Genomic DNA, 21,002 nt, shown 5'->3' on the forward strand with positions numbered 1-21,002 from the left:
ACAGCCCTCAGCCCTCAGCCCTCAGCCCTCAGCCCTCAGCCCTCAGCCCTCAGCCCTCAGCCCTCAGCCCTCAGCCCTCAGCCCTCAGCCCTCAGCCCTCAGCCAAGCCTGCCGCCCAGCCGGGCCCCACACCACTCCCGGCCCAACCCCACCCGAGCGCACATCACCCCGCCGCCTCATCCCCAGCAGCCTTGGTCGCGCCACCCTTGGCACCAGCGCCGGACCTCCCGAAAGCACCACAAACCGCCAGCTCAAGCCCCACAGGACCGCCCCTGCCGTACCCAACCCCAACCACCCAGGAAGGCCCAAAAAAGAGCCAAGCCCGCCAGCCGCCAAGCGACCAGCGGGCACCAGCCCCTCTTAGCGCCGATAAGACCCCTCACCAACCTCCGCCAGCACCCCAGCCCGACGAGGCTCCCACCCCAGCTTCTCCCGCGTAAGCGCCGAAGAAGCCCTCTGACTGAGCGCCAAAGCCTCAGCAAACGGCGCCCCCAGCAACGAAGCCGCCTCCTCCACCGGCCAGGCCTCCACCTCACTCACCCCGGCAGCCGAAGCAGTCGCCCCAGCAAAGTCCTTGACGGCAACCCCCTCCTCAGCCACCCCGTGATAAACCGCCCCCGCCGCCCCACGCTCAACCGCCGCGACAATCAGGTCCGCCAGATCGTCAACATGCACGAACGCCCAGGTCGGCTCCTCATAAGCCCCCTGCACATAAACCCCGACCCCACGCTCAGCCGCCTGCCCCACGAACAGCGCCGCGATCCCGCCCCCACGCCCATGCACGATCCCCGGCCGGACCACCGTTCCCCCAGCAGCAAGAACGATGTCCTCAACCTTGGGCCGATACCCCACGATCGACACAGGGTTGGTGACGCTCCCCTCAGACCCCTCATCAGTACGGCCAAGCACCCAGATCCCACTGACGTAGTGCACCGGCTTCCCCGCCCCGACCAGCGCCTGGATCGCAGAAAGATCCGCGTCCTCGTCCCCGGTCAACGAAGCCGCATGCACCACAGCATCGATATCCGCCGTAACCGCCTGAGCAGCACTCCCGAGATCCCCGACCCGCAGATCCCGAACCCCAGGCACCTCCGCCCCGGCCCGCCGTACAAGCGCCGCGACCTCATGTCCCTGCTCGAGCAGCCGCTCCACGACAACCCCACCGATGTACCCGGTAGCCCCGAGAACGAGAACCTTCATGATCTCCACCTCAAACACTTCGACGTTGAACTTTTCGACATCGGGGACCATACACCTCAACATCGAACACTTCAACATCGAACTTTTTGATATCGTAAGCCCATGCAAGTCGAACCCATGCGAGACGCCGTGGACGAGATCAGCGACCAGTGGGCAAGGACCCGCCCAGACCTCGACATGTCGCCCATGCACGTGGTCGGACGCCTCTTCCGCGCATCCCGGCTGCTGGACCGGGGAGTGAAGGAGTTCTTCACCCAGCACGGCCTGGAACCATGGGAGTTCGACATGCTCGCCACGTTGCTCCGCAGCAACACCGAGCACTGCCTCTGCATGAAGGACCTGACCGCCAACGCCCTGGTCAGCCCAGGCGCATTGACGAACCGCATGGACCGCCTGGTAGAACGCGGCCTGGTCCACCGCACCCCAGCGCCGGACAACCGCCGCATGGTCCTGGTCTACCTGACCCCGGACGGCGAGCGCCTGGTCAACGAGATCATGGAAGCCCACCTGGCCCACGAACGCGAACTCCTCGCCGGCCTCTCCAAGCTGGACCAGGAACACCTGGCCACCATCCTCCGCGGCCTACTCCACTCCCTCGGCGACACCGCCCTCTAATCCCCACGCCCCAGCACCAAGCCCGTAGCCACGAGTTCCTAGGCACGAGACCCAAAGCGCACGAGACCCCAAGCGCAAGAGGCCCAGACACAAGAGGCCCAGACACAAGAGACCCCAGGCACAAGAAGCCCAGGCACAAGAAGCCCAGGCACAAGAAGCCCAGGCACATGAGGCCCAAGTACATGAGGCCCCAGGCGCGCGAGGCCACCGCACACGGGCGCCCAGGGCGAGGTCCGTGGCGCGAGAGATCGCCGATGCGGTGAGTACCGAGGGCCCGAGTTGGGGGCGGGGCGAGGCCGAGGATCGGGCCCAGTGATTGGTTGCTCGTACGGCTCGCGAGACAGCGCCGCTCGATTGGGGGAACATCTATTCAGAGGGCAATCGAACAGAATGTGGTTCGATGACTACGAATGGTGATCGTTCCGACGCTACCGTGAGTGATGTGACCGCCACGATGGACCGTGTGAGAGACGTTCTCGCGAACTGGCCTTACCCGCCCGACGGTGGGTGGACGGCCGACGACCTCGACCTGCTGCCCGAGGACGGACCTAATGGCGAGCTGGATCTCTTCAAGCGGGTCGAACTCGTCGATGGAGCCCTCATCCTCATGTCCCCCCAAAGGCTGTTTCACGAGACCGTGCTGGCCAACCTCCGCGCGAGCCTCCGCGCCCAGGCGCCAGACACGCTCACGGCCGTCTCCCAGATGGACATCAAGCTCGGGCCACGGCAACGACCGTGTCCTGACGTCGTTGTCGTGAACAGGGCGGCGACGAGCGACATGGGTCGTACGGCGTTCGAACCTGCGGACGTTCATCTGGCCATCGAGGTGGTCTCCCCCGAGTCGGACCACCGGGATCACCACGTGAAGCCGCGAATCTACGCCGAGGCGGGCATCGAGCACCTGTGGATCGTGGAGGAGGAGCGGGGTCAACCCGTGATCCACACCTACGAGTTGGACAGGGCCATCGGTTTCTACCAGGGCACGGGCATCCATCGGGAGGAGCTCTCCGTGGAAGCCCCCTTCCCGATCGACATCCGCTTCACCGACCTCCTCGCCTGACCCGCATCGCGGCACCACACGCAGGCGGGCACGTGCAGGAGGAGCAGCGATGGCCAGGGGGCCGGACAAGGACAACGCTCTGGGGACAGGCGCCGCCAAGTACTCGCGGGCTACGTGAGGCCGGGGTCAGGCCGATGCGGGTCCGGGGGCCGATGCGGGTCCGGGGGCCAGGGCAGGGACTGGGCCAGGGCAAAGCCCGAAAGGGCCGGGTCGCCGAGCAGGGCCCCAGGCCGAGTGATCGGGCAGGGCGGCCGAATGGCCGGGCGGAACAGCTGGGCGGGGCCGCCGGGCGGGGCTGGGGACTTGAGCCGAGGCGGGCCGAAGGGGCAGGGGCGTCGGGCGGCTGGGTGACGCGGCCGGGGTGTGTTTCCTGGTGAGGGGGTGAGCTGGGGAGGGGCTTCTGGTGCACTACCGTCAGGAAGCGTGGATCTCGATGCCTTTCTTGCCCTCCTTACGCCGCGAGGCCATCAGGCGCTTGCCGCCGCCGCCGAGGTCGTCGGCACGGATCCAGTCGTCGCCGCCACCAAGCTCAGAAAGACCTACGACGCCACCCTCACCTCCGCCGCCCTGACACAGGCCGGCCTGCGCGAGCGGGGCAAAGCGAAGTTCGGCGACGACGCCCAGCTCATGTACTTCACTCCCCACGGTCTGGAGCAGGCCACCCGCCGCGAGGTGGCCGATCATCGGGCAAGGCGTGTGGTCCCCGGGCATGTGGCTGATGTCTGCTGTGGCATCGGAGGGGACTTTCTGGCGTTGGCGAGAACGGGCTGCACGGTGGATGCGTTCGACACCGACCCCCTGACCGCGGCCGTCGCCCGTGCCAATGCCGATGCTCTCGGGCTGGGTGACAAGGTCACTGTCCGTACGGCTGACGCCGCGACCATCGACCCGTCCGGCTACGACGCCCTGTTCGCCGATCCCGCTCGCCGTACCTCCAGAGGCAGGACCTTCGACCCCATGTCCTACTCCCCGCCGTGGCCGACGGTGCTGGATCTGGTGGCCAGGGCGAAGACGGCTTGCCTCAAGGTCGCCCCAGGCATCCCGTACGAGTACATCCCGGACGGCGCGGAGGCCGAGTGGGTGTCGTACAAGGGCGAGGTGAAGGAGGTTGCCCTCTGGATCAACGACGGGCGGGCGGGCGAAGGGAACGGTCTCACCGAGAACGACGGTGAAGGGCGGATCCACAGGCGGGCGACGCTGCTTCCCGGCGGGCAGACACTCACTCCCACCGGAGCCCAGGCCACCACAGGCCCCGTCGCACGGTACGTCTACGAGCCTGACGGCGCCGCCATCCGCGCTCACCTCGTCGCCGAAGTGGCCGACCTGGTCCAGGGCCACCTCCCCGACCCGATGATCGCCTACATCACCTCAGACGCCGCCGTGGACACCCCCTGGGCCTCCAGGTACGAGGTCCACACCACGCTCCCGTTCTCTCTCAAACGCCTCCGCGCCACCCTCAGAGAGCGTGAAATCGGAAATGTCGTCATCAAAAAGCGAGGCTCAGCCATCGACATCACCCGATTGCACAACGACCTCCGACTTTCCGGCGACAAATCAGCAGTCATCATCCTCACTCGCATTATGGACAAGCCTTCCGTACTCATCTGCACCCCCTCCCGACCTGCGTAAATGACAAACTGGGGCGATACATTGATAATCGCGATCGACCCCAAATGACCTTGATCCAGCAGCTAAAGTGGCCAGGCGGCGAGTTCTCCCCCTGTAACGGCCCGCCTTCCATCTGCAAACCGGACCAATCCCACCGCTGTGCGCATTCCGCCAGCGAGTGAAGGAGCTTTCGGTGGATCATTCCAACCACACCACCCTTCTTCAGGCAGGCAGCCAGGCCGCCATCTCTGACCGGATGCGGGAGCTGCTCGCGCGCGCCGCCCAGGACCACGTCTACGAGCAGCGCACCCAGGGGGCCGTCCTCGACGAGATCCGCCAGCGCCTGGAAGGCATGGAGTGGCTGCTCCGCGAGGTCAGGGAGCGCGAGCTCGGCGGTTTGAGCGGCGCGCTCGAAGCCGTGAGCGGACGCCTTGACGACATCACCACCAGGCCGCCCTCGTGGGCGGAGGGCCTCGCGCAGCACGTGGAGGCCGTGCGCGACCACGTGGACGCGGTCGGCGAGCAGGTCGGCCACGTGGACGCCAGGGTCAGCTCGGTAGGCGCCCAGGTGACCCCGGTGGCCGAGCTGCCGAGCCTCTGGGCCGACGTCGGCACGGTCGCGGAGAGTGTCGACGAGGCGTTGAAGCGGCTGCAGGCCGTACTCGACACCACGGGCGACATCACCAAGCGCATGGGCGACTTCTCCTCCAAGCTGGGCCAGCTCAACGCCAGCATGGAGGCCGCGGCCAACCGCTTCACCAGGCTCGACAAGTCGCTGACCGACCTCACCACGCGCACCGACCGCATCGAGGGCGGCGTGCTCGACCTGTCGGAGAGCCTGGACGAGAAGCTCTCCGACGCCACCCACCGCCTCGACGCCGGTCTCGGCGCGGCCACCGAGCTGCTGTCCACGGCGATCGAGCAGGTGGACACGAGGGTCGAGCAGGTCGACGCCAAGGTCGAGCACATGGACACCAGGGTCGAGCAGATCAGCACCCAGGTCGGCCAGGCGGAAACCAAGATCGAGCACGTCGGCGCCCAGGTCGGCCAGGTGGACGCGCGCGTCGAGCAGGTCAGCGCGCAGATCGGTCAGGTCGACGCCAAGGTCGAGGGGGTCGACGTCCGGGTCGAGCAGGTGGACGCCAGGGTCGAGGACGGCGAGCAGCGCCTCACGGGCCGCCTCGACGGCGTCGACAGCCGGGTCGACCGGGTCGACGGCAGGCTGATCGCGATCGACTCCAGGCTCAACAGCGTCGACGGCCGCATCGAGACGGCCGACGAGTGCCTGGCCGACATCGACACCCGCCTCGACGGCATCGACGGCAGGCTCGGCGGCCTCGACAAGGGCGTCACCGGCCTGGACAACCGCGTGGCCGGGGTGGACAGCAAAGTGGCCGGGGTGGACAGCAAAGTGGCCGGGGTGGACGCCAAGGTGGCGGGTGTGGACGCCAAGGTCGTGGGGGTCGACAAGCGGCTGGGCGTGGTCGACGGCCACCTGGGCCGCCACGACGACCGCTTCGACTCGCTGGACGGCCGCATCGACAGCCGCTTCACCACGCTCGACGAGCGGATGACCGGCGCCGACCACCACCTGACCGAGGCGGCGACGCGCCAGGAGGCCCGTTTCAACACCCTCGACACGCAGCTGGAGGCGCTCGACGAGCGCGTCGGCGAGGTCGAGGAGCACCTGACGGGCCGGTTCGACGGGGTCGACACGCACCTGACCGGGCTGGGGGCGAGCGCCGAGAAGGCGAACGAGCACCTGGAGGCGGTGGACGACCGCGTGGAGGCGGTCAACCAGCGCGTCGGACAGCTGCCCGCGACGCTGGGGATCAGCGAGCGGGTGGGCGAGCTGCTGGAGTCGCAGACGACGGAGCACATCAAGCGCTTCGACGAGATCGACGCGCGGCTGGTGTCGGCGGCTGCGGCGTTGACGGAGGTCGTGCAGCAGCGGCCGGACCGCGACGAGCTGACGGGCACGGTGACGGAGATCGTCGAGCCCGCCACCACCGACCTCACCAAGCGCCTCGGCGCCCTCGAGGAGACGATGCTCGCCCTCGCTGAGGCGCTCCTGCGTCCCACGCGTTCGAAGGATTAAGGGCAGGGGGTACGGCGGAGCCGAGGGACGCCCAGTCGCCGTAGGTGGCTGGGCGCCTCCAGGGACACGCGACGACGAGCGACCAAGCGCACCGCCGTTACGCCGCCCGGGAACACCCCCGTAGATGGAACACCGCCCGAAGAGCCCGGCCCTCCGGCCCCTCAACCCCGCAGGGGGTTAAGGGGCTCATGTGGTTGAGGGGTTGCGGTCCTCCTAGGGTGGTCGTCCCTAAGGCGATATGTCCCTCAAAAGGGTTGCGGCCCTCAGGAGGGGTCTCACGGGGCTGAGGTCTCATGAGGTTGAAGCCCTCAGAGGGATCGCCGGGCGAGTTGTCCATGTTCGGCAAGGAATGGGAACCTTGCCGACGTGGGATCCGCGACCTTAGTCCCCCAGACACGCACCATGGGCGGCGACGAGCTCTCCGCCGACGACGCCTGGACAACCCTGCGCGAATACGGCGTCTGGCACCTGGCCAGAGACTCCTACGTCCGCTTCCGCTACGGCGACGGCATGAGCCACTCCAGAGCCCTGGCCTTCCAGCTCTGCCTCTCCATCATCCCCGGCGCCATAGCCCTGGTGGGCCTCAGCTCCGTAGCCCACCAGGAAGAGCTGGGCCAGGTCCTGCAGCTCGCCCTGAGCAGGCTGGCCCCCGGCCCGGGCACCCAGGCCGTCCAGGACGTCCTCGCCGGAAGCGGCCGCGCCAGGGACGCGCTGGCCCTGGCCCTCGGCCTGGCGACCGCCCTGTTCTCACTCACCAGCACGATGGCCCAGGTGGAACGCGGCGCCAACCGCATCTACGGCATGGAACGCGACCGCCCCTTCCACCGCAAGTACGGCAGAGCGCTCGTCCTGGCCCTCACCGCCGGCGCCCTCATGCTGACCGGCTTCACCGCGATGGTCGGCGGCAGCGCGATCGGCGGCGCGCTGGCCCAGGTGTACGGCTGGAGCCCGAGCCTGCGCCAGGCGTTCGACATCGTGCGCTGGCCACTGGGCTTCCTGCTGGCCCTGGTCTCCACCTCGGTCCTGTTCAGGGCGGCCCCCAGGCGCAGGCAGCCGGGCCACACCTGGCTGGCGTTCGGCGCGCTCGTCACCCTGGCCCTGTGGACGCTGTTCACCTTCGCGCTGGCCGTCTACACCGAGCGGAGCGGCACGTTCGACAGCACGTACGGCCCGCTGACCGCGGTCATGGCGCTCCTGCTGTGGGCGTTCCTCAGCTCGATCGCCCTCTTCCTCGGCCTGGCGTTCGCCGCCCAGCTGGAGGCGTACCGCACGCACAGCCCGGCCCCGGCGCACCCCGACCAGGGCCCCACGGCCGAGGAGGAGCGCGAGCCGTTCGTGGGCGCGGTCGGTTCTGCCGCGATCCGCGCCCTGAAGGCCGTCTCTAGACGTGGACGGTCGTGATCGGCATCGACGAGTCAGCCGGGATGTCCAGCAGCGACGGCGTGATCCCCGCGGCCACCAGGTCCGACCCGAGCGTCGCCACCATCGCGCCGTTGTCGGTGCAGAGCCCGGGGCGCGGGACGCGCAGCCGTACCCCGGCCTTGTCACACCGCTCCTGAGCCAGGGCGCGCAGCCGCGAGTTGGCCGCGACCCCGCCCCCGATGAGCAGGTCGTGCACGTCGTACTTCTTGCACGCCTGCAACGCCTTGCGGGTCAGCACGTCGACCACCGCCTCCTGGAAGGAGGCGGCCACGTCGGGCACGTGGATGGAGTCCTGCGCCTCGACCCAGCGGGCGACGGCCGTCTTGAGCCCGGAGAAGGAGAAGTCGAGCGTGGCGTCCATCTTGCCGCGCGGGAAGGCGATCGCGTCCCGGTCGCCCTCACGGGCCGCCTTGTCGATGTACGGACCACCGGGGAAGGGCAGCCCGAGCACCCGAGCCACCTTGTCGAACGCCTCACCGGCCGCGTCGTCCACCGTCGAGCCCAGCGAGATGACGTCGCGCGCGACATCCGGCACCAGCAGCAGCGAGGAGTGCCCGCCGGAGACCAGCAGCGCGATGCACGGCTTGGGCAGCGCCCCGTGCTCCAGCTGGTCGACCGCGACGTGCGCGGCCAGGTGGTTGACCCCGTAGAGCGGCACGCCGAGACCCAGCGAATAGGCCTTGGCTGCGGCGACGCCGACCAGCAGCGCACCCGCCAGCCCTGGACCCGCGGTGACCGCGATCGCGTCGATGTCCTTGAAGGAGAGCCCCGCCTGGGCCAGGGCGCTCTCCACGGTCGGCGTCATCGCCTCCAGGTGCGCCCGCGAGGCCACCTCGGGCACCACGCCGCCGAAGCGGGCGTGCTCGTCCATGCTGGAGGCGATCGTGTTGGCCAGCAGCGTGTGCCCTCTGACGATGCCGATCCCGGTCTCGTCGCAGGAGGTCTCGATGCCCAGGACCAGGGGTTCGTCAGCCATCCAGCTTCCTCTTCATCACGATCGCGTCGGTGCCGTCGTCGTAGTAGCGGCGGCGCACGCCGATCTCCTCGAATGCGAAATGTTCGTAGACGGCGCGGGCACGCGGGTTGTCCGCGCGAACTTCCAGGAAGATCTCGAGCGCGCCGCGCCGGGCGGCCTCGGTCAGCAGGTTGGTCAGCATGGCGCTGCCGATGCCCTTGCCCTGGAAGGCGTCGAGCACGGCGATGGTCTGCACGTCCGCCTGGTCGGCCGCGGCGGCCAGCCCGGCGTAGCCGACGATCTCGCCGTCGACGAGCGCCACCACGTAGTGGCGGGTGCGCGGCTGGTCGGCGAGCTCGCCGCGCAGCATGCCCTCGCTCCACGCGTCCAGCGGGAACATCTCCCGCTCGATCGCCATGACGGCGGGCAGGTCGGCCGCCGTCATCTGCCGCAGGTTCACGCCGTCCCCCTCGCGTCAGGAGAGCCGTCGTTCACGCCGTCACCTTTTTCGGCGCTCCCGGCACTACCGCGTCGGGCCTGCGCAGGTAGATCGGGCGCGGCGGGTCGAGCTCGACCCCGGCGGCCAGCCGTTCCGCCGCCAGCGCGGCCAGGAACCCGGCATAGGGGTACGGCGGCGCCGTACCGTCGCCCAGCAGGCCGGGGCCGACGACGTGCAGCCCGTCGAAGGCGACGTCGGCGGGTTTGTCGACGAACGGCCCAGCCGTACGGGTGCGTATATCGGAGTAGCGCGCCCAGAACACCTCCTTGCGCCGGGCGTCCGTCGCGACGAGGAACTCGCCGGACAGCCCGCTGCCGTAGGCGAGCGCGTCGAGGGTGCAGATGCCGTACGCGGGAATGCCGAGCGCGAGCGCGAGCCCCTGCGCGGTCATCAGCCCGACGCGGAGGCCCGTGTAGGGGCCGGGGCCGGAGCCCGCGACGACGGCGGTGACGTCGCGCAGGGAGGCTTCTGCCTCGCGCAACACCGCCTCGACCGTGGGAATCAGCAGCTCACCGTGGCGCCGGGCGTCGATCGTGGTCGACTCGGCGAGGACGCGGTCGCCGTCGTGGAGCGCCGCCGTGACGGCGGGTGTCGCGGTATCAAAGGCCAGGACCAGCACGAACGTCAAGCCTAATGCCTTGAATCAACCGCTAAGGCGCTGTCGCAGCCATTCGAGGCTCACGACGCCCTGCGCACGCTGGAAAGCGCGAAGGGTGGGCAGGCCGGCGGGCGAGGGCCGGCGGCCCTGCCGTACGAAGTAGCCCGTGACGGCGGCGACCAGCGTGGTGATCGCCGGATCAGGGTCGGTGAGCAGCTCCCACGGCTGCGGGCCGCCCTGCATGGCGACCGACGGCAGCATGCCGACCTGGTCGTAGAAGGCATGGCCCTTGCACGCCCAGGGCCAGTCGACGAAGTAGACGCGGTCGCCGGTCAGCAGCATGTTGTCGGCGCGCAGGTCGGCGTGGAGCAGCGTGTCGCCCGCCCCGGCCTCCTCCCAGCCGGACTCCAGCTCGGCCAGTTCCTTCAAGTGGGCGAGCGCCCACGGGTCGAGCCCGGTGGTGTCCTCCTCCAGCAGGCGCCGCCAGCCGCGGAACGAGTCGCCCATGACCTCGGCCAGCGTGGGCACCTCGATCGGCGACGGCGTCAGCGCCTCGGACATGACGGTGATCGCCGCCCGCACGCGGTCGAGCTCGTCGCGGCGCCACGGCATGACCGGGTGGTGCCCCTCGACGTCCTCGAAGATCAGGACGATCCACCCGTCACGCTCGAAGGAGGTGAGCAGCCGGGGCGCGGGCACGTCGGCCGGCAGCGCGGCGGCGATCCTGGCCTCGGCGCGGTAGATGTCCGGAGAGTCGGGGTTCACCGCGGAGTTGAGGGCCTTCACGAAGGCCCGGCGCCCGTCCTGGAGGCGCAGCCGTACGGCTGCCGCCGGGGAGAAACCGCCATCCTGCGTCACCGCCTCGGCCACCGGAGCGCCGAGGAAGTCCTCGACCTCGGCGCGGACGTGCTCGGCCACCTCTTCCCACGGCATCCGCACGCCCCGAGCGGGCGGATTCACCTCGTCAGTCATGGTTCCATCATCCGGAACCGCGCAACCGGTTATGCCTTCGACGCGTAGACGATGATGTTGTCGACGTACTCGTGCTTGGTGTAGTCGAAGGTGCCGCCGCAGGTGACGAGCTTCAGCCCGTCCTCGACGTACACCTTCCGCGTCGGGAACGCGTCCTTGTGCACCTGCTCGATGGAGTCGACGCGGTACTCGGCCACCTTGCCGTCGCTGCGCTCCACCTTGACGAGCTGGCCCTTGCGCAGCTGCCTGAGCTTGTAGAAGACGGCCGGCGCCGACTTCGTGTCCACGTGCCCGATGATCACCGAGGCGCCCTTGTCGCCGGGCACGGCGCTGTGCTTGTACCAGCCGGCGACCTTCGGCTTCTCGTACGGCGGGAGCTCCACCTCGCCGTCCTTGGTCATGCCGAGCTTCATCAGCGGCGCTTCGAGGTCGATCGACGGGATGTCGATGCTCTCGGGGAACACCGCTGCGGCCGGCGCGTTCTGCGCCTCGAAGGACTTGCCGAACGCGACCAGCACCAGACCGGTGGCGGCCCCCGCGAGGACCACCCGAGGGAACCGAGCCATCGTCAGGTACGGCTGCGCCGCTTGAGCGCCAGGCCGGCGCCGCCCGCGAGCGCGATGGCGATCAGCACGCCTGCCGGGCCGAGCGGGATCGTCGACTCGTCGTCCACGTCCTTGCCGAACATGCCGCCGCCGCCCGCCTTGGGGGCCTTGGTGGGGATGGTCGTCGAGGTGGGCTCGGTGGTCCTGACGACCTTGAGCGTGGCCTTGCCGACGTCGTTGGTGCCGTCGCACTTGACGTCGACGGTGTAGCTGCCGCGCTTGACCGTGCCGGAGACGGTCGCCTCGCCGCGCACCCAGGGCGACGGGGCGGGGGTGGTGGTCGCGGTGGCCGTGGCTGTGGCGGTCGGGGTGGACAGGACGGGGTTCAGCGTGACGCCGGACAGGAAGGCCTTGGAGGTGGCGGTGCCGGTGTGGGCGGGGCCGCCGTTGGGGACGGGGCAGTTGGCGAGGATCCACACCTTGGACGTCTCACCCGCGGTGACGCTGTCCGGGTTGAGCTGGACGCTGATGTCTTTCCTGGTGACGGTGGCGGTGGGCGCCGGGGAGACGCTTCCTGTGGGTGTGGCTGTTCCTGTTCCCGTGCCGGACGTCGATGGCGTCGGTGTCGTGCCTGCCTCGGCCGTGCAGCCGACCAGGCCGATCATGACGATGGCACCCGCGTAAGCGACTCGCCTGACCCTGAGCACCGCCGCACCCCACTCCGCCGTTTTTCCCAGCATCCACCGAAAAACGATGGATCGCCCCACCTAATACCCAGAAAATCTGGGCGAACCACTTACTAACGATCTTTATCGCAAGTGGTCCAATGGTGCCAGGGATAGCGGGGATTGACGGTGCTTTTACTTTCCTTGCGGATCAGACGGCGTGTCGCCCGTCACACAAGAGCCCAAACCCCAGAAGAGCCACCCCCACAACCCCCCTGAGCCCCTTGCGCGCCGCCCGTGGGCCAACCACCCATAGCGCTCACCCGGGGGTCGCCACGGCCCGTGGAGACCGCCCGTGGAGACCGCCCGTGGAGACCGCCCGTGGAGACCGCCCGTGGAGACCGCCCGTGGAGACCGCCCGTGGAGACCGCCCATCTTTGGAGGGACACCCCAAGGGGGTGTCGGCGTGGGGCCACACCCCGTGAGGGCCACACCCTGCGGGGCCAGGGATACCACCCAGGAGGCACCTCCATGGAGGGGGCACCCCAAGGGGTGTAGGCGTGGGCGGATATCCCGGGGTGGGGCATGGGGTGCGGGCGGGTCGGGGTCGGGGAGGAGGTGCGGGCGGGTTGGGGGTGAGGCCCCAAGGGCGGGTGGGCGGGTCCATGGAGTGGGTGGTGGGTGGGTCTCAGGGAGTGGGGGTGGGTGGGTCAGGGGGTGGGGTGGGTCCAGCGGGGGCCTACCTCGCGGATGGTCACGGTGCGGATGTCGTCGTCGGAGTCGCGGGAGATGTGGAGCTCCAACCGGTCGTCGGACAACCCCTCCACCAACCCCTCCCCCCACTCCACGACCGTCACCGAGTCCTCGAGCGACGCGTCCAGGTCGAGGTCGTCCACCTCCAGATCCCCACCGAGGCGATAAGCGTCCACATGCACCAAAGCAGGCCCCCCACACAACGAAGGGTGGACGCGGGCGATGACGAACGTCGGCGACGTAATGGGCCCACGAACCTTGAGCCCCTCGGCGATCCCCTGCACCAACGTCGTCTTCCCGGCCCCCAACGGCCCCGAGAGCACCAGCAGGTCCCCCGCGCGAAGCCGTTCAGCCAGCCGCACCCCGAACGCCCGCATCTCCTCCGCGGTCGCCAGCACCTCCACCTAGACCTCCACTCGCTTGATCAGGTCACCCAGCGCCTCATTGATGACCCCAGGCTTCTCCAACTGCACCAGATGCGACGTGTCAGGCACCTCGGTGAGCGTCGCTTCGGGCAGCGCCGCCGCGATGGCCTTGCTGTGGTCCGGCGGCGTCAGCCAGTCCTTCTCCCCCACCAGGATCGCCGTCGGCACGTCGGCCAGCACGCCCAGCGCGGAAAGCTTGTCGTGGTTCATCAACGCCGGATAGAAGTTCGCGAACACCTCGGTAGGCGTCGACCTGATCATCGACTCCACGAAGTCGACCAGCGTCGGGCTGACGTTCTTGGAGTCACCGAACCCGATGTAACGCGTGATCAGGAACGCGATGTCGTTCGCCGCGTGCCGCGTCTTGTCGATCAGCGCGCCGCGCTTGCCGAGCATCGACACCGTCGAGGGCGCCACCTTGTGCACCGCCTTGGACAGCAGCGCGGGCAACCCCAGGGTGATCTCGGCGAGCTTGCCCGCCGACGTCCCGATCAACGCCACCGCGCGGATCTTGTCCCCGAACAACGAAGGGTGCCGGTCCGCCAGCGCCATGATCGTCATGCCGCCCATGGAGTGGCCGACGAGCACGCACGGGCCGGGCACGTACTGCGCGATCACCTCGGCCAGGTCGTCGCCGAGCCGGTCGATCGTGCTGTCCTCGGCCTCGACGCGCTGCGATCGGCCGTGCGAGCGCTGGTCCCACAACACGATGCGGTGCCGCTCGCGCAGCTCGCGCCGCTGGTAGTGCCACGACTCGAGGTTGAGGCAGTAGCCGTGGCAGAGCACGATCGTCAGCGGTGCGTCCTCGGGCCCGTCGATCTCCACATGCAGGGCCACGCCGTCGGACGTGGTGAGCGTACGCTCGCGGCCGCGCAGCTCGCCGAACGGCTCGTTGGCCTCCAGGTCGGGACGGAGCCTTATGCGGCCGACCGCATAGCGCTTGGCCAGTGCGGCGGCAGCCACTCCAGCGGAGGCGGCGCCGACGATCGCGCCCGCGATGCCGACCCTGCGCCGTGTTGTCGTGGTCATGTCCCCTACCGTTCGTACACCCTCGGCACTCGAGCGCCGAGCCTGGTCACGATCTCATGCGTGATCGTGCCGAGGTTATCCGCCCACTCTTGCAACGTGAGTTCACCCTGGTTGCCCGGGCCGAAGAGGATGACCTCGTCGCCGGCGGCAAGTGGATCGTCGCCGACGTCGATCATGAACTGGTCCATGCAGACCCGCCCCGCGATGGCCCTGCGCCGTCCCCCGGCGAGGACTTCGACACGCCCCGTCGCGTGCCTGAGTACGCCGTCGGCGTACCCCAGAGGGACGAGGCCAAGCGTGGTCTCGCCATCCGTGACGTACAGGTGCCCGTACGACACGCCGGATTTATCCGGCACCCGCTTGGCCAGGGCGATCTGCGCGGTGAGCGTCATCGCCTGGCGCAGGCCGAAGTCGCCCTGCTCGGGGATGGGGCTCAGGCCGTACATCGCGATACCGGGACGGACCATGTCGTAGTGGGAGCGCGGCAGCGACACGATCGCGGCGGAGTTGGCGATGTGCCGCATCACGTGCGAGGGCGGGTCGGCCATCTTGAGTGCCAGCTCGAAGTTGTCGAGCTGCAGGTCGATGGAGGGGTGGCCGGGGATGTCCGCGCAGGCGAAGTGGGACCAGAGGCCGACGACCTCGACCGCGCCCTCCGCCTGGAGCTCGGCGGCCCTCTTCAGGAGACCCGGCCAGGCGGCCAGGGGGGCGCCGCCTCTGCTCATGCCGGTGTCGGCCTGCAAGTGCATGCGCGCCGTACGCCCTGTGCGCCTGGCCGCTTCCGCCACTTCGTCGAGCATGGGCTCGTCGCAGACGGACAGCTCGATGTCGCCGGTGAGCGCGTCGTCGAGCGGCTCACCCGGCGTGATGATCCACGACAGGATCGGTACGGTCACCCCGGCGGCACGCAGCGCCAGCGCCTCGCGAACGTACGCCGTGCCCAGCCTGGAGGCCCCACCCTCGACGATGGCCTCGGACGCGCCGACCAGCCCGTGCCCGTAGGCGTCCGCCTTGACCGCACCCATCAGCGCCGCACCACCGGCGGCCGCCTTCAGCAGCGCCACGTTGTGCCTGATGGCGGACAGATCGATCCGCGCCTCCGCAGGGGAATCCATCTCTCCAGTTTGGCAGCTCCCCGAACCACCCGAGCGTGCTATTCGAGGGATCTCATCGCCTCGGGGATGGCCGCCGCCACGTCGGCCGCGGCCAGGGGTGCGCCGTCTGAGGCGATGCGACCGGCGAGCCCGTGCAGGTAGGCGGCGCACGAGCCCGCGTCGTAAGTGCTGAGCCCCGCCGCCAGAAGCGCACCGGCCACACCCGCGAGGACGTCGCCCGTGCCTCCGGTCGCCAGGTAAGGCGTCCCCGTGAGGTTGACGCGAGCGGGCCGGTCCTCCTCCGCGATGACCGTCGTCGAGCCCTTGAGGAGCACCGTCACACCAAGCTCAGCAGCCGCCCGCCGGGCGTACTCCAGCCTGCTCGCCTCGATCCGCTCCGCAGGCACGCCGAGCAACCGCCCCAGCTCCCCCGCGTGCGGCGTGATCAACACCGGCGCCGAGCGCCGCAGCAGGTCGCGATCCGCAGCCACGAGCGTCAGCGCATCGGCGTCCACCAGCACGGGAACGTCGCTCGCCAGCACCTGCGCGGCCACCTCCCGCGCCCGGTCGTCCGTACCGAACCCGGGCCCGAGCACCCAGGCCTGCACCCGCCCGACCCCGTCCAGCGACGGCGACGACAACTCGGTGATCACCGCCTCCGGCCAGTGCGACCGCACCTGCGCCACCGGCTCCGAAGGCCCGACGTACCGCACCATCCCCGCCCCGGCACGCAACGCCCCGCCCACGGCCAGCACAGCGGCCCCGGTGTAGCGAGAGCTCCCGGCAGCGATCCCCACGACCCCCCGCCGGTACTTGTCCGACTCGACGGTAGGCCGCGGCACCAGGTCCTCGACGTCCGCCCCGGTCAGCGCCGCCACGTCAGGATCGGGCAGGTACGTCCCCAGCCCGATGTCGATCACCTCGAGTCGCCCGGCGTACTGCGCCCCCGGGTCGACCAGCAGCCCGGTCTTGCACGCCCCCATCGTCACGGTGACCTGCGCCTTGACCGCCTCACCAGCCACCCGCCCGGTGGAGGCGTCCACCCCGCTCGGCACGTCGACCGCCACCACGATGCCCGATGCGGAAGAAGCGAGCCTGGCCAGCGAGGCATAGCGCAGGGGCCCAGACCCGCCGATCCCCACCAGCCCGTCGACGATGAGGTCGGCGTCCTCGAAGGCGGGAACCACCCGCCCCCCAGCCCGGCGAAAAGCCTCGAGCCCGGCAGCATGCGCAGAAGACCCGGCGAGCACCGCGGAGACCCGAGCCCCGCGCCGCGCCAGCAACGCCCCGGCGAACAGCGCGTCGCCCCCGTTGTCGCCGCTCCCGACGAGCAGCAGCACGCGCGAGCCGTACACCCTGAGCAGCAGCCCGGCGCAGACCGCGGCCAGCCCGGCGGCGGCGCGGTCCATCAGCGTGCCGGGCGGCAGCCGCGCCATGAGCGCGAGCTCCGCTGCCCTGATCTGGTCGGCGGTGTAGGCGGTGCGCATGGGGTCGAAGCTATCCCTCCGCGATCACGTAGGCCACCGCGACACCGCCGTCATGGCTCAGCGAAAGGTGCCAGCGGACGACCCCCAGCGCGGCGGCCACCTCCGCAGCCCGCCCGGTGACGTTGAGCAGCGGCCTGCCGTAGTCGCCCAGAAGGACCTCGGCCTCCTGATGCCCGAGCCCGGGAGGCGCGCCGAGCGCCTTGGCCACCGCCTCCTTGGCGGCGAAGCGCGCGGCCAGCGACTCGACGGACAGCCCGCGCTCGCCCTCGGTGAACAACCTCTCCACCAGCGCGGGCGTGCGCGAGAGTGTGGCGCGGAACCGCTCGATGCCCACGACGTCCACGCCCACTCCAAGGATCATGCACCCAGTCTAGAAACCACCCTTCTGCCACGGTCCCCAGATGGCGAACGAGGTGCCCTTCGACGACTGGATGTTGACGAACAACGTCTGCCCGCCAGGCCCGAAGGACGATCCGGCGAACTCGGCACCGGCGTCCCCCACGACCGGCTCCAGCCGCGCGAAGTCGAAGATCTCACCGCGCCGCGTGAGCCCGCGCAGGAAGTTGTCGCCGTTGCCGTCCTCGCACAGCACCAGCGTCCCGCGCGGGCTGCTGGTCACGTTGTCGGGCAGGTCGAGCACCGTGGACCCCGGCGACTCGTAGGCCAGCCGCAGCCGCCCGCTCCACGTCTCGTAGGCCCACACCTGGCCGCGCCCCTTGCCGAACCCGGACGGCGGCGTGTCGCCCGCCGCGGTGGCGCCGCCCTGGGTGGAGGCGAAGTACACGATCCCCTGGTGGTGGATCGCGCCCTCCAGCCGGGAGAAGATAGCCGCGCCCTTGTCCCGCCCCTGCTTGCCGACCGCCTGGATGGCGACGTCGTTGGACGGCTTGCCGGTGAAGGTCGGGTCGGGGTCGTCGATGTCCACCCAGGTCGTCCTGTACGAGGCCCCTGCGGGCTGGCCGACCGACAGGTCCTTGCCCGGCGCGTCCTGTACGGCGAGCATCTGCAGCTTCCCGCCGTCCAGCAACTTGCCCACGTGGAGCGGGTTGCGCGGCGGCACGTACCGGTAGAACCCCGACGCGAACCCGAAGTTGTCCTCCGTCAGGTAGACGGCCCCGCTCAGCGGGTCGAAGGCGGCCGACTCGTGCGCGAACCGCCCGGCCGACCTGACCGGCTGGACGCTGGCCGAGCCGTACACCGGCACCTCGAAGATGTAGCCGTGCTTCTGGGTGAGCTTGGAGTTGTCCCCGCCGGAGAAGTCGTTGCCCACGTCAGGCCCGTTGACCGTCTCCTCGCAGGTGATCCACGCGCCCCACGGCATGGGACCGCCGGAGCAGTTCATCATCGTCCCGCTCAGCGACGGCCCGCTGCGCACGACCTCGCCATAACGCGTCACCTGCAGCGTGGCCGTACCGCCGCCGGCAGAGGGGTCGTAGGCCTTCGACACGTCGCCGAACGCGCCGACCGGCCCGTTGATCTCGTGGTTGCGCACCAGCATCACGGTGCCGCGGGGCCCGTGGAAGGCGGCCATGCCGTCGTGCTTGCCCGGCACGGTCGAGCCGTCGGTGAAGGTCTCTCCGGCCGCGTTGAACGAGCGGTACTTGAACCCGGCGGGCAGATGCAGCCTGACCTGGCCGTCGCGCAGGTCGGGCGTCGGTTCGAGCGGGCCGTACCCAGGGGATGGGCGCAGGCCGCCGTTCGCGCCCACCTGGGCGACTCCGGCGAACGGCCCTGCCACGCTCATGATGAGGAAGCTGCGACGATCCATACACCGAACGTTAACCGGGTGCCAGGAGAAGGTCATATGTCAGAAATCGCCAAGCGGCCCTGTTCCCCGATTCAAGCCGAAGTAATCCCATGTCTTTATCCACAGGCTGTGGATACATTCCACAGGAAGACCATCAGTAGGCTGCGTGGGTGAACAACGGCTACGTGGAACTGAGCAGGGAGCAGTGGAGCGAACTCCGCAAGAACACGCCCTTGACTCTCACCGCAGACGAGCTGGAAGACCTCCGTGGCGTCGACGACCCGATCGACCTGACCGAGGTCACCGACATCTACCTCCCCCTCACCCGGCTGCTGAACCTGCACTTCACCGGGTCCAAACAGCGTAGTAGCGCGCTCAGCGCCTTCCTCGGCGAACCCGAGCGGCGCGTGCCGTACATCCTGGGCATCGCGGGCAGCGTCGCGGTCGGTAAGTCGACCACGGCCCGCCTGCTGCACACCCTGCTCGCCCGCTGGCCCGAGCACCCGCACGTGGCCCTGCTGACCACCGACAGCTTCCTCTACCCCAACGCGGTTCTCGAGGCCAAGGGCATCATGCACCGCAAGGGCTTCCCCGAGAGCTACGACCGCAGGGCGCTCGTGCGCTTCGTCGCCGAGGTCAAGTCGGGCGCCGCCGAGGTCTACGCCCCCACCTACAGCCATCTCGAGTACGACATCGTCCCCGGCGCCAAGCAGGTCTTCAAGAAGCCGGACATCCTCATCGTCGAGGGGCTCAACGTCCTGCAGCCGGCGCCGCCGACCGCGCTGGCCGTCTGCGACTACTTCGACTTCTCCATCTACGTCGACGCCAAGGTCGAGGACATCCGCGACTGGTACGTCGACCGCTTCCACAAGCTGCGCAGGACCGCGTTCGAGGACCCCAAGTCCTACTTCAAGTACATCGCGGAGCTGTCCGAGGACGAGGCGACCGAGTTCGCGAAGAACGTCTGGCGCGACATCAACGAGCGCAACCTCGTCGAGAACATCGCCCCCACCCGCGGCCGCGCGGGCCTGGTCCTGCAGAAGGGGGCAGACCACTCCGTCAGGCGGGTACGGCTGCGCCGTACCTAGGCAGCAGTTCGTCGAAGACGAAAGCGGCGAACCTGCCGTAACAACCCTGGTCGTCGACGTCGGCGAACCAGCAGTCCTCGTCGTGCTCGTGGCACGTGGTGCGCTTCCTCATGCGCACAGCGTCCCGGGACCCGATCAACACGCCATCAATGCGCGATGGACGACAATGGCCTCGTGCTGCACCTTCGACTGATCAGCCCGGCGTCCAGGACCGACGAGGTCCTCGCGGTCCTGGACGAGTGTCCCGGCATCACCAACGTGGCGGTGCTGCCGGGCGCCGCCCGCGAGCCCAAGGGCGACCTGATCTTCTGCGACATGGCCCGCGAGTCGGCCAACCAGGTCATCAGCGACCTGAAGTGGCTGGAGGACGAGGGGTCGATCGCCATCGAGCAGATCGATCTGTCCCTGTCCAAGGTGGCGCACGAGGCGGAGGAGGAGGCGCCGGGCGAGGGCGACGACGCGGTGGTCTGGGAGGAACTCGCCAGGCGGGTGCACGACGACTCGCGGATGACCTGGGCGTACCTCGCCTTTCTGGCGATCGCCACGCAGCTCGCCGGGATCGGCGTGCTGGTCAACTCGCCCATCCTCATCGTCGGCGCGATGGTGCTCGGCCCCGAGTTCGGCAACGTGGCGGCGATCTGCTTCGGCCTGCTCCGCCGCCGCTGGCACCTGGTCATCGCCTCGTTCAAGGCGCTGGTCATCGGCTTCACCGTGGCGATCGCGATCACCTTCACCTGCGCGCTGGTCTCGACCTGGCTCGGCTGGGTCACCCCGGACATGCTGCAGGTCAACGAGGAGGTCAGGTTCATCGTCCTGCCCGACAAGTGGTCGTTCATCGTGGCGCTGCTCGCCGGGGCGGCAGGGGTGCTGTCGATCACGGCGGGCAAGTCGTCGGCGCTGGTCGGCGTCTTCATCTCGGTGACGACCGTGCCCGCCGCCGGGTACGCCGCGGTGGCTCTGGCCCTGGGCGACTGGAACGAGGTCTACGGGTCGGTCACGCAGCTCGCCGTCAACATCGTCGGGATGATCATCTCAGGCACCGCGACACTCCTCGTTCAACGGATGTTCTGGCCGCAAGTAGGTAGAACCGTAGGACGAGCTGGGAAATCATCCGTGTGAACGAGGCTCTCGCGGCAGGTCGG

Annotated in this window: 22 protein-coding genes; 7 read left to right on the plus strand and 15 right to left on the minus strand. The window is 69.3% G+C overall.

Annotated elements, in window-relative coordinates:
• Nucleotides 1–360: 360 nt before the first annotated feature.
• Nucleotides 361–1,251, minus strand: a complete 891-nt coding sequence (locus tag ACIBG8_RS24675) for an NAD-dependent epimerase/dehydratase family protein (RefSeq protein WP_397345278.1) — start codon at nt 1,249–1,251, stop codon at nt 361–363.
• Nucleotides 1,252–1,302: 51 nt separating this feature from the next.
• On the opposite strand from ACIBG8_RS24675, the gene ACIBG8_RS24680 reads away from it, so the two are divergent.
• Together ACIBG8_RS24680 and ACIBG8_RS24685 are read left to right on the plus strand one after the other, a co-directional pair.
• The gene (locus ACIBG8_RS24680; RefSeq protein WP_397345279.1) at nt 1,303–1,815 is read left to right on the plus strand and encodes a MarR family winged helix-turn-helix transcriptional regulator; all 513 of its coding nucleotides are present in this window, start codon (nt 1,303–1,305) and stop codon (nt 1,813–1,815) included.
• 454 nt (nt 1,816–2,269) lie between these two features.
• A complete protein-coding gene (locus tag ACIBG8_RS24685) occupies nt 2,270–2,875 on the plus strand; it encodes a Uma2 family endonuclease (RefSeq protein WP_397346176.1) in 606 nt (201 codons plus the stop codon).
• Nucleotides 2,876–3,289: 414 nt separating this feature from the next.
• On the opposite strand, the gene ACIBG8_RS24690 is transcribed toward ACIBG8_RS24685, so the two are convergent.
• Nucleotides 3,290–3,559 (minus strand): hypothetical protein, encoded by a 270-nt coding sequence (locus ACIBG8_RS24690; RefSeq protein ID WP_397346209.1) that lies wholly within the window; start codon nt 3,557–3,559, stop codon nt 3,290–3,292.
• Between ACIBG8_RS24690 and ACIBG8_RS24695 the strand changes: the two genes are divergently transcribed.
• From ACIBG8_RS24695 to ACIBG8_RS24705, 3 genes are all read left to right on the plus strand, one after another.
• On the plus strand, nt 3,503–4,504 hold the full coding sequence (locus ACIBG8_RS24695) for a methyltransferase domain-containing protein (protein ID WP_397346177.1): 1,002 nt from the start codon (nt 3,503–3,505) through the stop codon (nt 4,502–4,504). The genes ACIBG8_RS24690 and ACIBG8_RS24695 overlap by 57 nt on opposite strands.
• Nucleotides 4,505–4,676: 172 nt before the next feature.
• A complete protein-coding gene (locus ACIBG8_RS24700; RefSeq protein WP_397345280.1) occupies nt 4,677–6,581 on the plus strand; it encodes a hypothetical protein in 1,905 nt (634 codons plus the stop codon).
• Between the two features lie 366 nt (nt 6,582–6,947).
• Nucleotides 6,948–7,982 (plus strand): YihY/virulence factor BrkB family protein, encoded by a 1,035-nt coding sequence (locus ACIBG8_RS24705; RefSeq protein ID WP_397345281.1) that lies wholly within the window; start codon nt 6,948–6,950, stop codon nt 7,980–7,982.
• Here ACIBG8_RS24705 and tsaD read toward each other — a convergent pair.
• From tsaD to ACIBG8_RS24765, 12 genes are all read right to left on the minus strand, one after another.
• On the minus strand, nt 7,963–8,979 hold the full coding sequence (gene tsaD, locus ACIBG8_RS24710) for a tRNA (adenosine(37)-N6)-threonylcarbamoyltransferase complex transferase subunit TsaD (RefSeq protein ID WP_397345282.1): 1,017 nt from the start codon (nt 8,977–8,979) through the stop codon (nt 7,963–7,965). The genes ACIBG8_RS24705 and tsaD overlap by 20 nt on opposite strands.
• Nucleotides 8,972–9,403, minus strand: a complete 432-nt coding sequence (gene rimI / locus ACIBG8_RS24715; RefSeq protein WP_397346178.1) for a ribosomal protein S18-alanine N-acetyltransferase — start codon at nt 9,401–9,403, stop codon at nt 8,972–8,974. Before rimI ends, tsaD begins: the two co-directional genes overlap by 8 nt.
• Nucleotides 9,404–9,449: 46 nt before the next feature.
• Nucleotides 9,450–10,076 (minus strand): tRNA (adenosine(37)-N6)-threonylcarbamoyltransferase complex dimerization subunit type 1 TsaB, encoded by a 627-nt coding sequence (gene tsaB / locus ACIBG8_RS24720; RefSeq protein WP_397346180.1) that lies wholly within the window; start codon nt 10,074–10,076, stop codon nt 9,450–9,452.
• A gap of 24 nt (nt 10,077–10,100) precedes the next feature.
• A complete protein-coding gene (locus ACIBG8_RS24725) occupies nt 10,101–11,027 on the minus strand; it encodes a phosphotransferase family protein (protein WP_397345284.1) in 927 nt (308 codons plus the stop codon).
• Nucleotides 11,028–11,056: 29 nt separating this feature from the next.
• Nucleotides 11,057–11,575, minus strand: a complete 519-nt coding sequence (locus ACIBG8_RS24730) for a class F sortase (protein ID WP_397345285.1) — start codon at nt 11,573–11,575, stop codon at nt 11,057–11,059.
• A 20-nt stretch (nt 11,576–11,595) separates the two neighbouring features.
• The gene (locus ACIBG8_RS24735) at nt 11,596–12,312 is read right to left on the minus strand and encodes a hypothetical protein (RefSeq protein WP_397345286.1); all 717 of its coding nucleotides are present in this window, start codon (nt 12,310–12,312) and stop codon (nt 11,596–11,598) included.
• Nucleotides 12,313–12,947: 635 nt separating this feature from the next.
• On the minus strand, nt 12,948–13,394 hold the full coding sequence (tsaE, locus tag ACIBG8_RS24740; protein WP_397345287.1) for a tRNA (adenosine(37)-N6)-threonylcarbamoyltransferase complex ATPase subunit type 1 TsaE: 447 nt from the start codon (nt 13,392–13,394) through the stop codon (nt 12,948–12,950).
• Nucleotides 13,395–14,444 carry an alpha/beta fold hydrolase gene (locus ACIBG8_RS24745; protein WP_397345288.1) on the minus strand — a complete coding sequence of 350 codons (1,050 nt, stop codon included), beginning with the start codon at nt 14,442–14,444 and terminating at the stop codon, nt 13,395–13,397.
• A 5-nt stretch (nt 14,445–14,449) separates the two neighbouring features.
• On the minus strand, nt 14,450–15,559 hold the full coding sequence (gene alr, locus ACIBG8_RS24750) for an alanine racemase (RefSeq protein ID WP_397345289.1): 1,110 nt from the start codon (nt 15,557–15,559) through the stop codon (nt 14,450–14,452).
• Between the two features lie 38 nt (nt 15,560–15,597).
• Entirely contained in the window at nt 15,598–17,025 is a 1,428-nt protein-coding gene (locus ACIBG8_RS24755; protein ID WP_397345290.1) for an NAD(P)H-hydrate dehydratase, read from the minus strand.
• A gap of 10 nt (nt 17,026–17,035) precedes the next feature.
• Nucleotides 17,036–17,386: a holo-ACP synthase gene (locus ACIBG8_RS24760; RefSeq protein ID WP_397345291.1), complete on the minus strand. Its 351-nt coding sequence runs from the start codon at nt 17,384–17,386 to the stop codon at nt 17,036–17,038.
• A 9-nt stretch (nt 17,387–17,395) separates the two neighbouring features.
• Nucleotides 17,396–18,793: an alkaline phosphatase PhoX gene (locus ACIBG8_RS24765; protein ID WP_397345292.1), complete on the minus strand. Its 1,398-nt coding sequence runs from the start codon at nt 18,791–18,793 to the stop codon at nt 17,396–17,398.
• Between the two features lie 164 nt (nt 18,794–18,957).
• Between ACIBG8_RS24765 and coaA the strand changes: the two genes are divergently transcribed.
• A complete protein-coding gene (coaA, locus tag ACIBG8_RS24770) occupies nt 18,958–19,860 on the plus strand; it encodes a type I pantothenate kinase (RefSeq protein WP_397346181.1) in 903 nt (300 codons plus the stop codon).
• On the opposite strand, the gene ACIBG8_RS24775 is transcribed toward coaA, so the two are convergent.
• Nucleotides 19,832–19,972 carry a hypothetical protein gene (locus ACIBG8_RS24775; RefSeq protein WP_397345293.1) on the minus strand — a complete coding sequence of 47 codons (141 nt, stop codon included), beginning with the start codon at nt 19,970–19,972 and terminating at the stop codon, nt 19,832–19,834. The genes coaA and ACIBG8_RS24775 overlap by 29 nt on opposite strands.
• A 62-nt stretch (nt 19,973–20,034) precedes the next feature.
• On the opposite strand from ACIBG8_RS24775, the gene ACIBG8_RS24780 reads away from it, so the two are divergent.
• Entirely contained in the window at nt 20,035–20,979 is a 945-nt protein-coding gene (locus tag ACIBG8_RS24780) for a DUF389 domain-containing protein (protein WP_397345294.1), read from the plus strand.
• Nucleotides 20,980–21,002: the final 23 nt, after the last annotated feature.

The organism is Nonomuraea sp. NPDC050556, from assembly GCF_044457355.1.
Taxonomy (GTDB): Bacteria; Actinomycetota; Actinomycetes; order Streptosporangiales; family Streptosporangiaceae; genus Nonomuraea.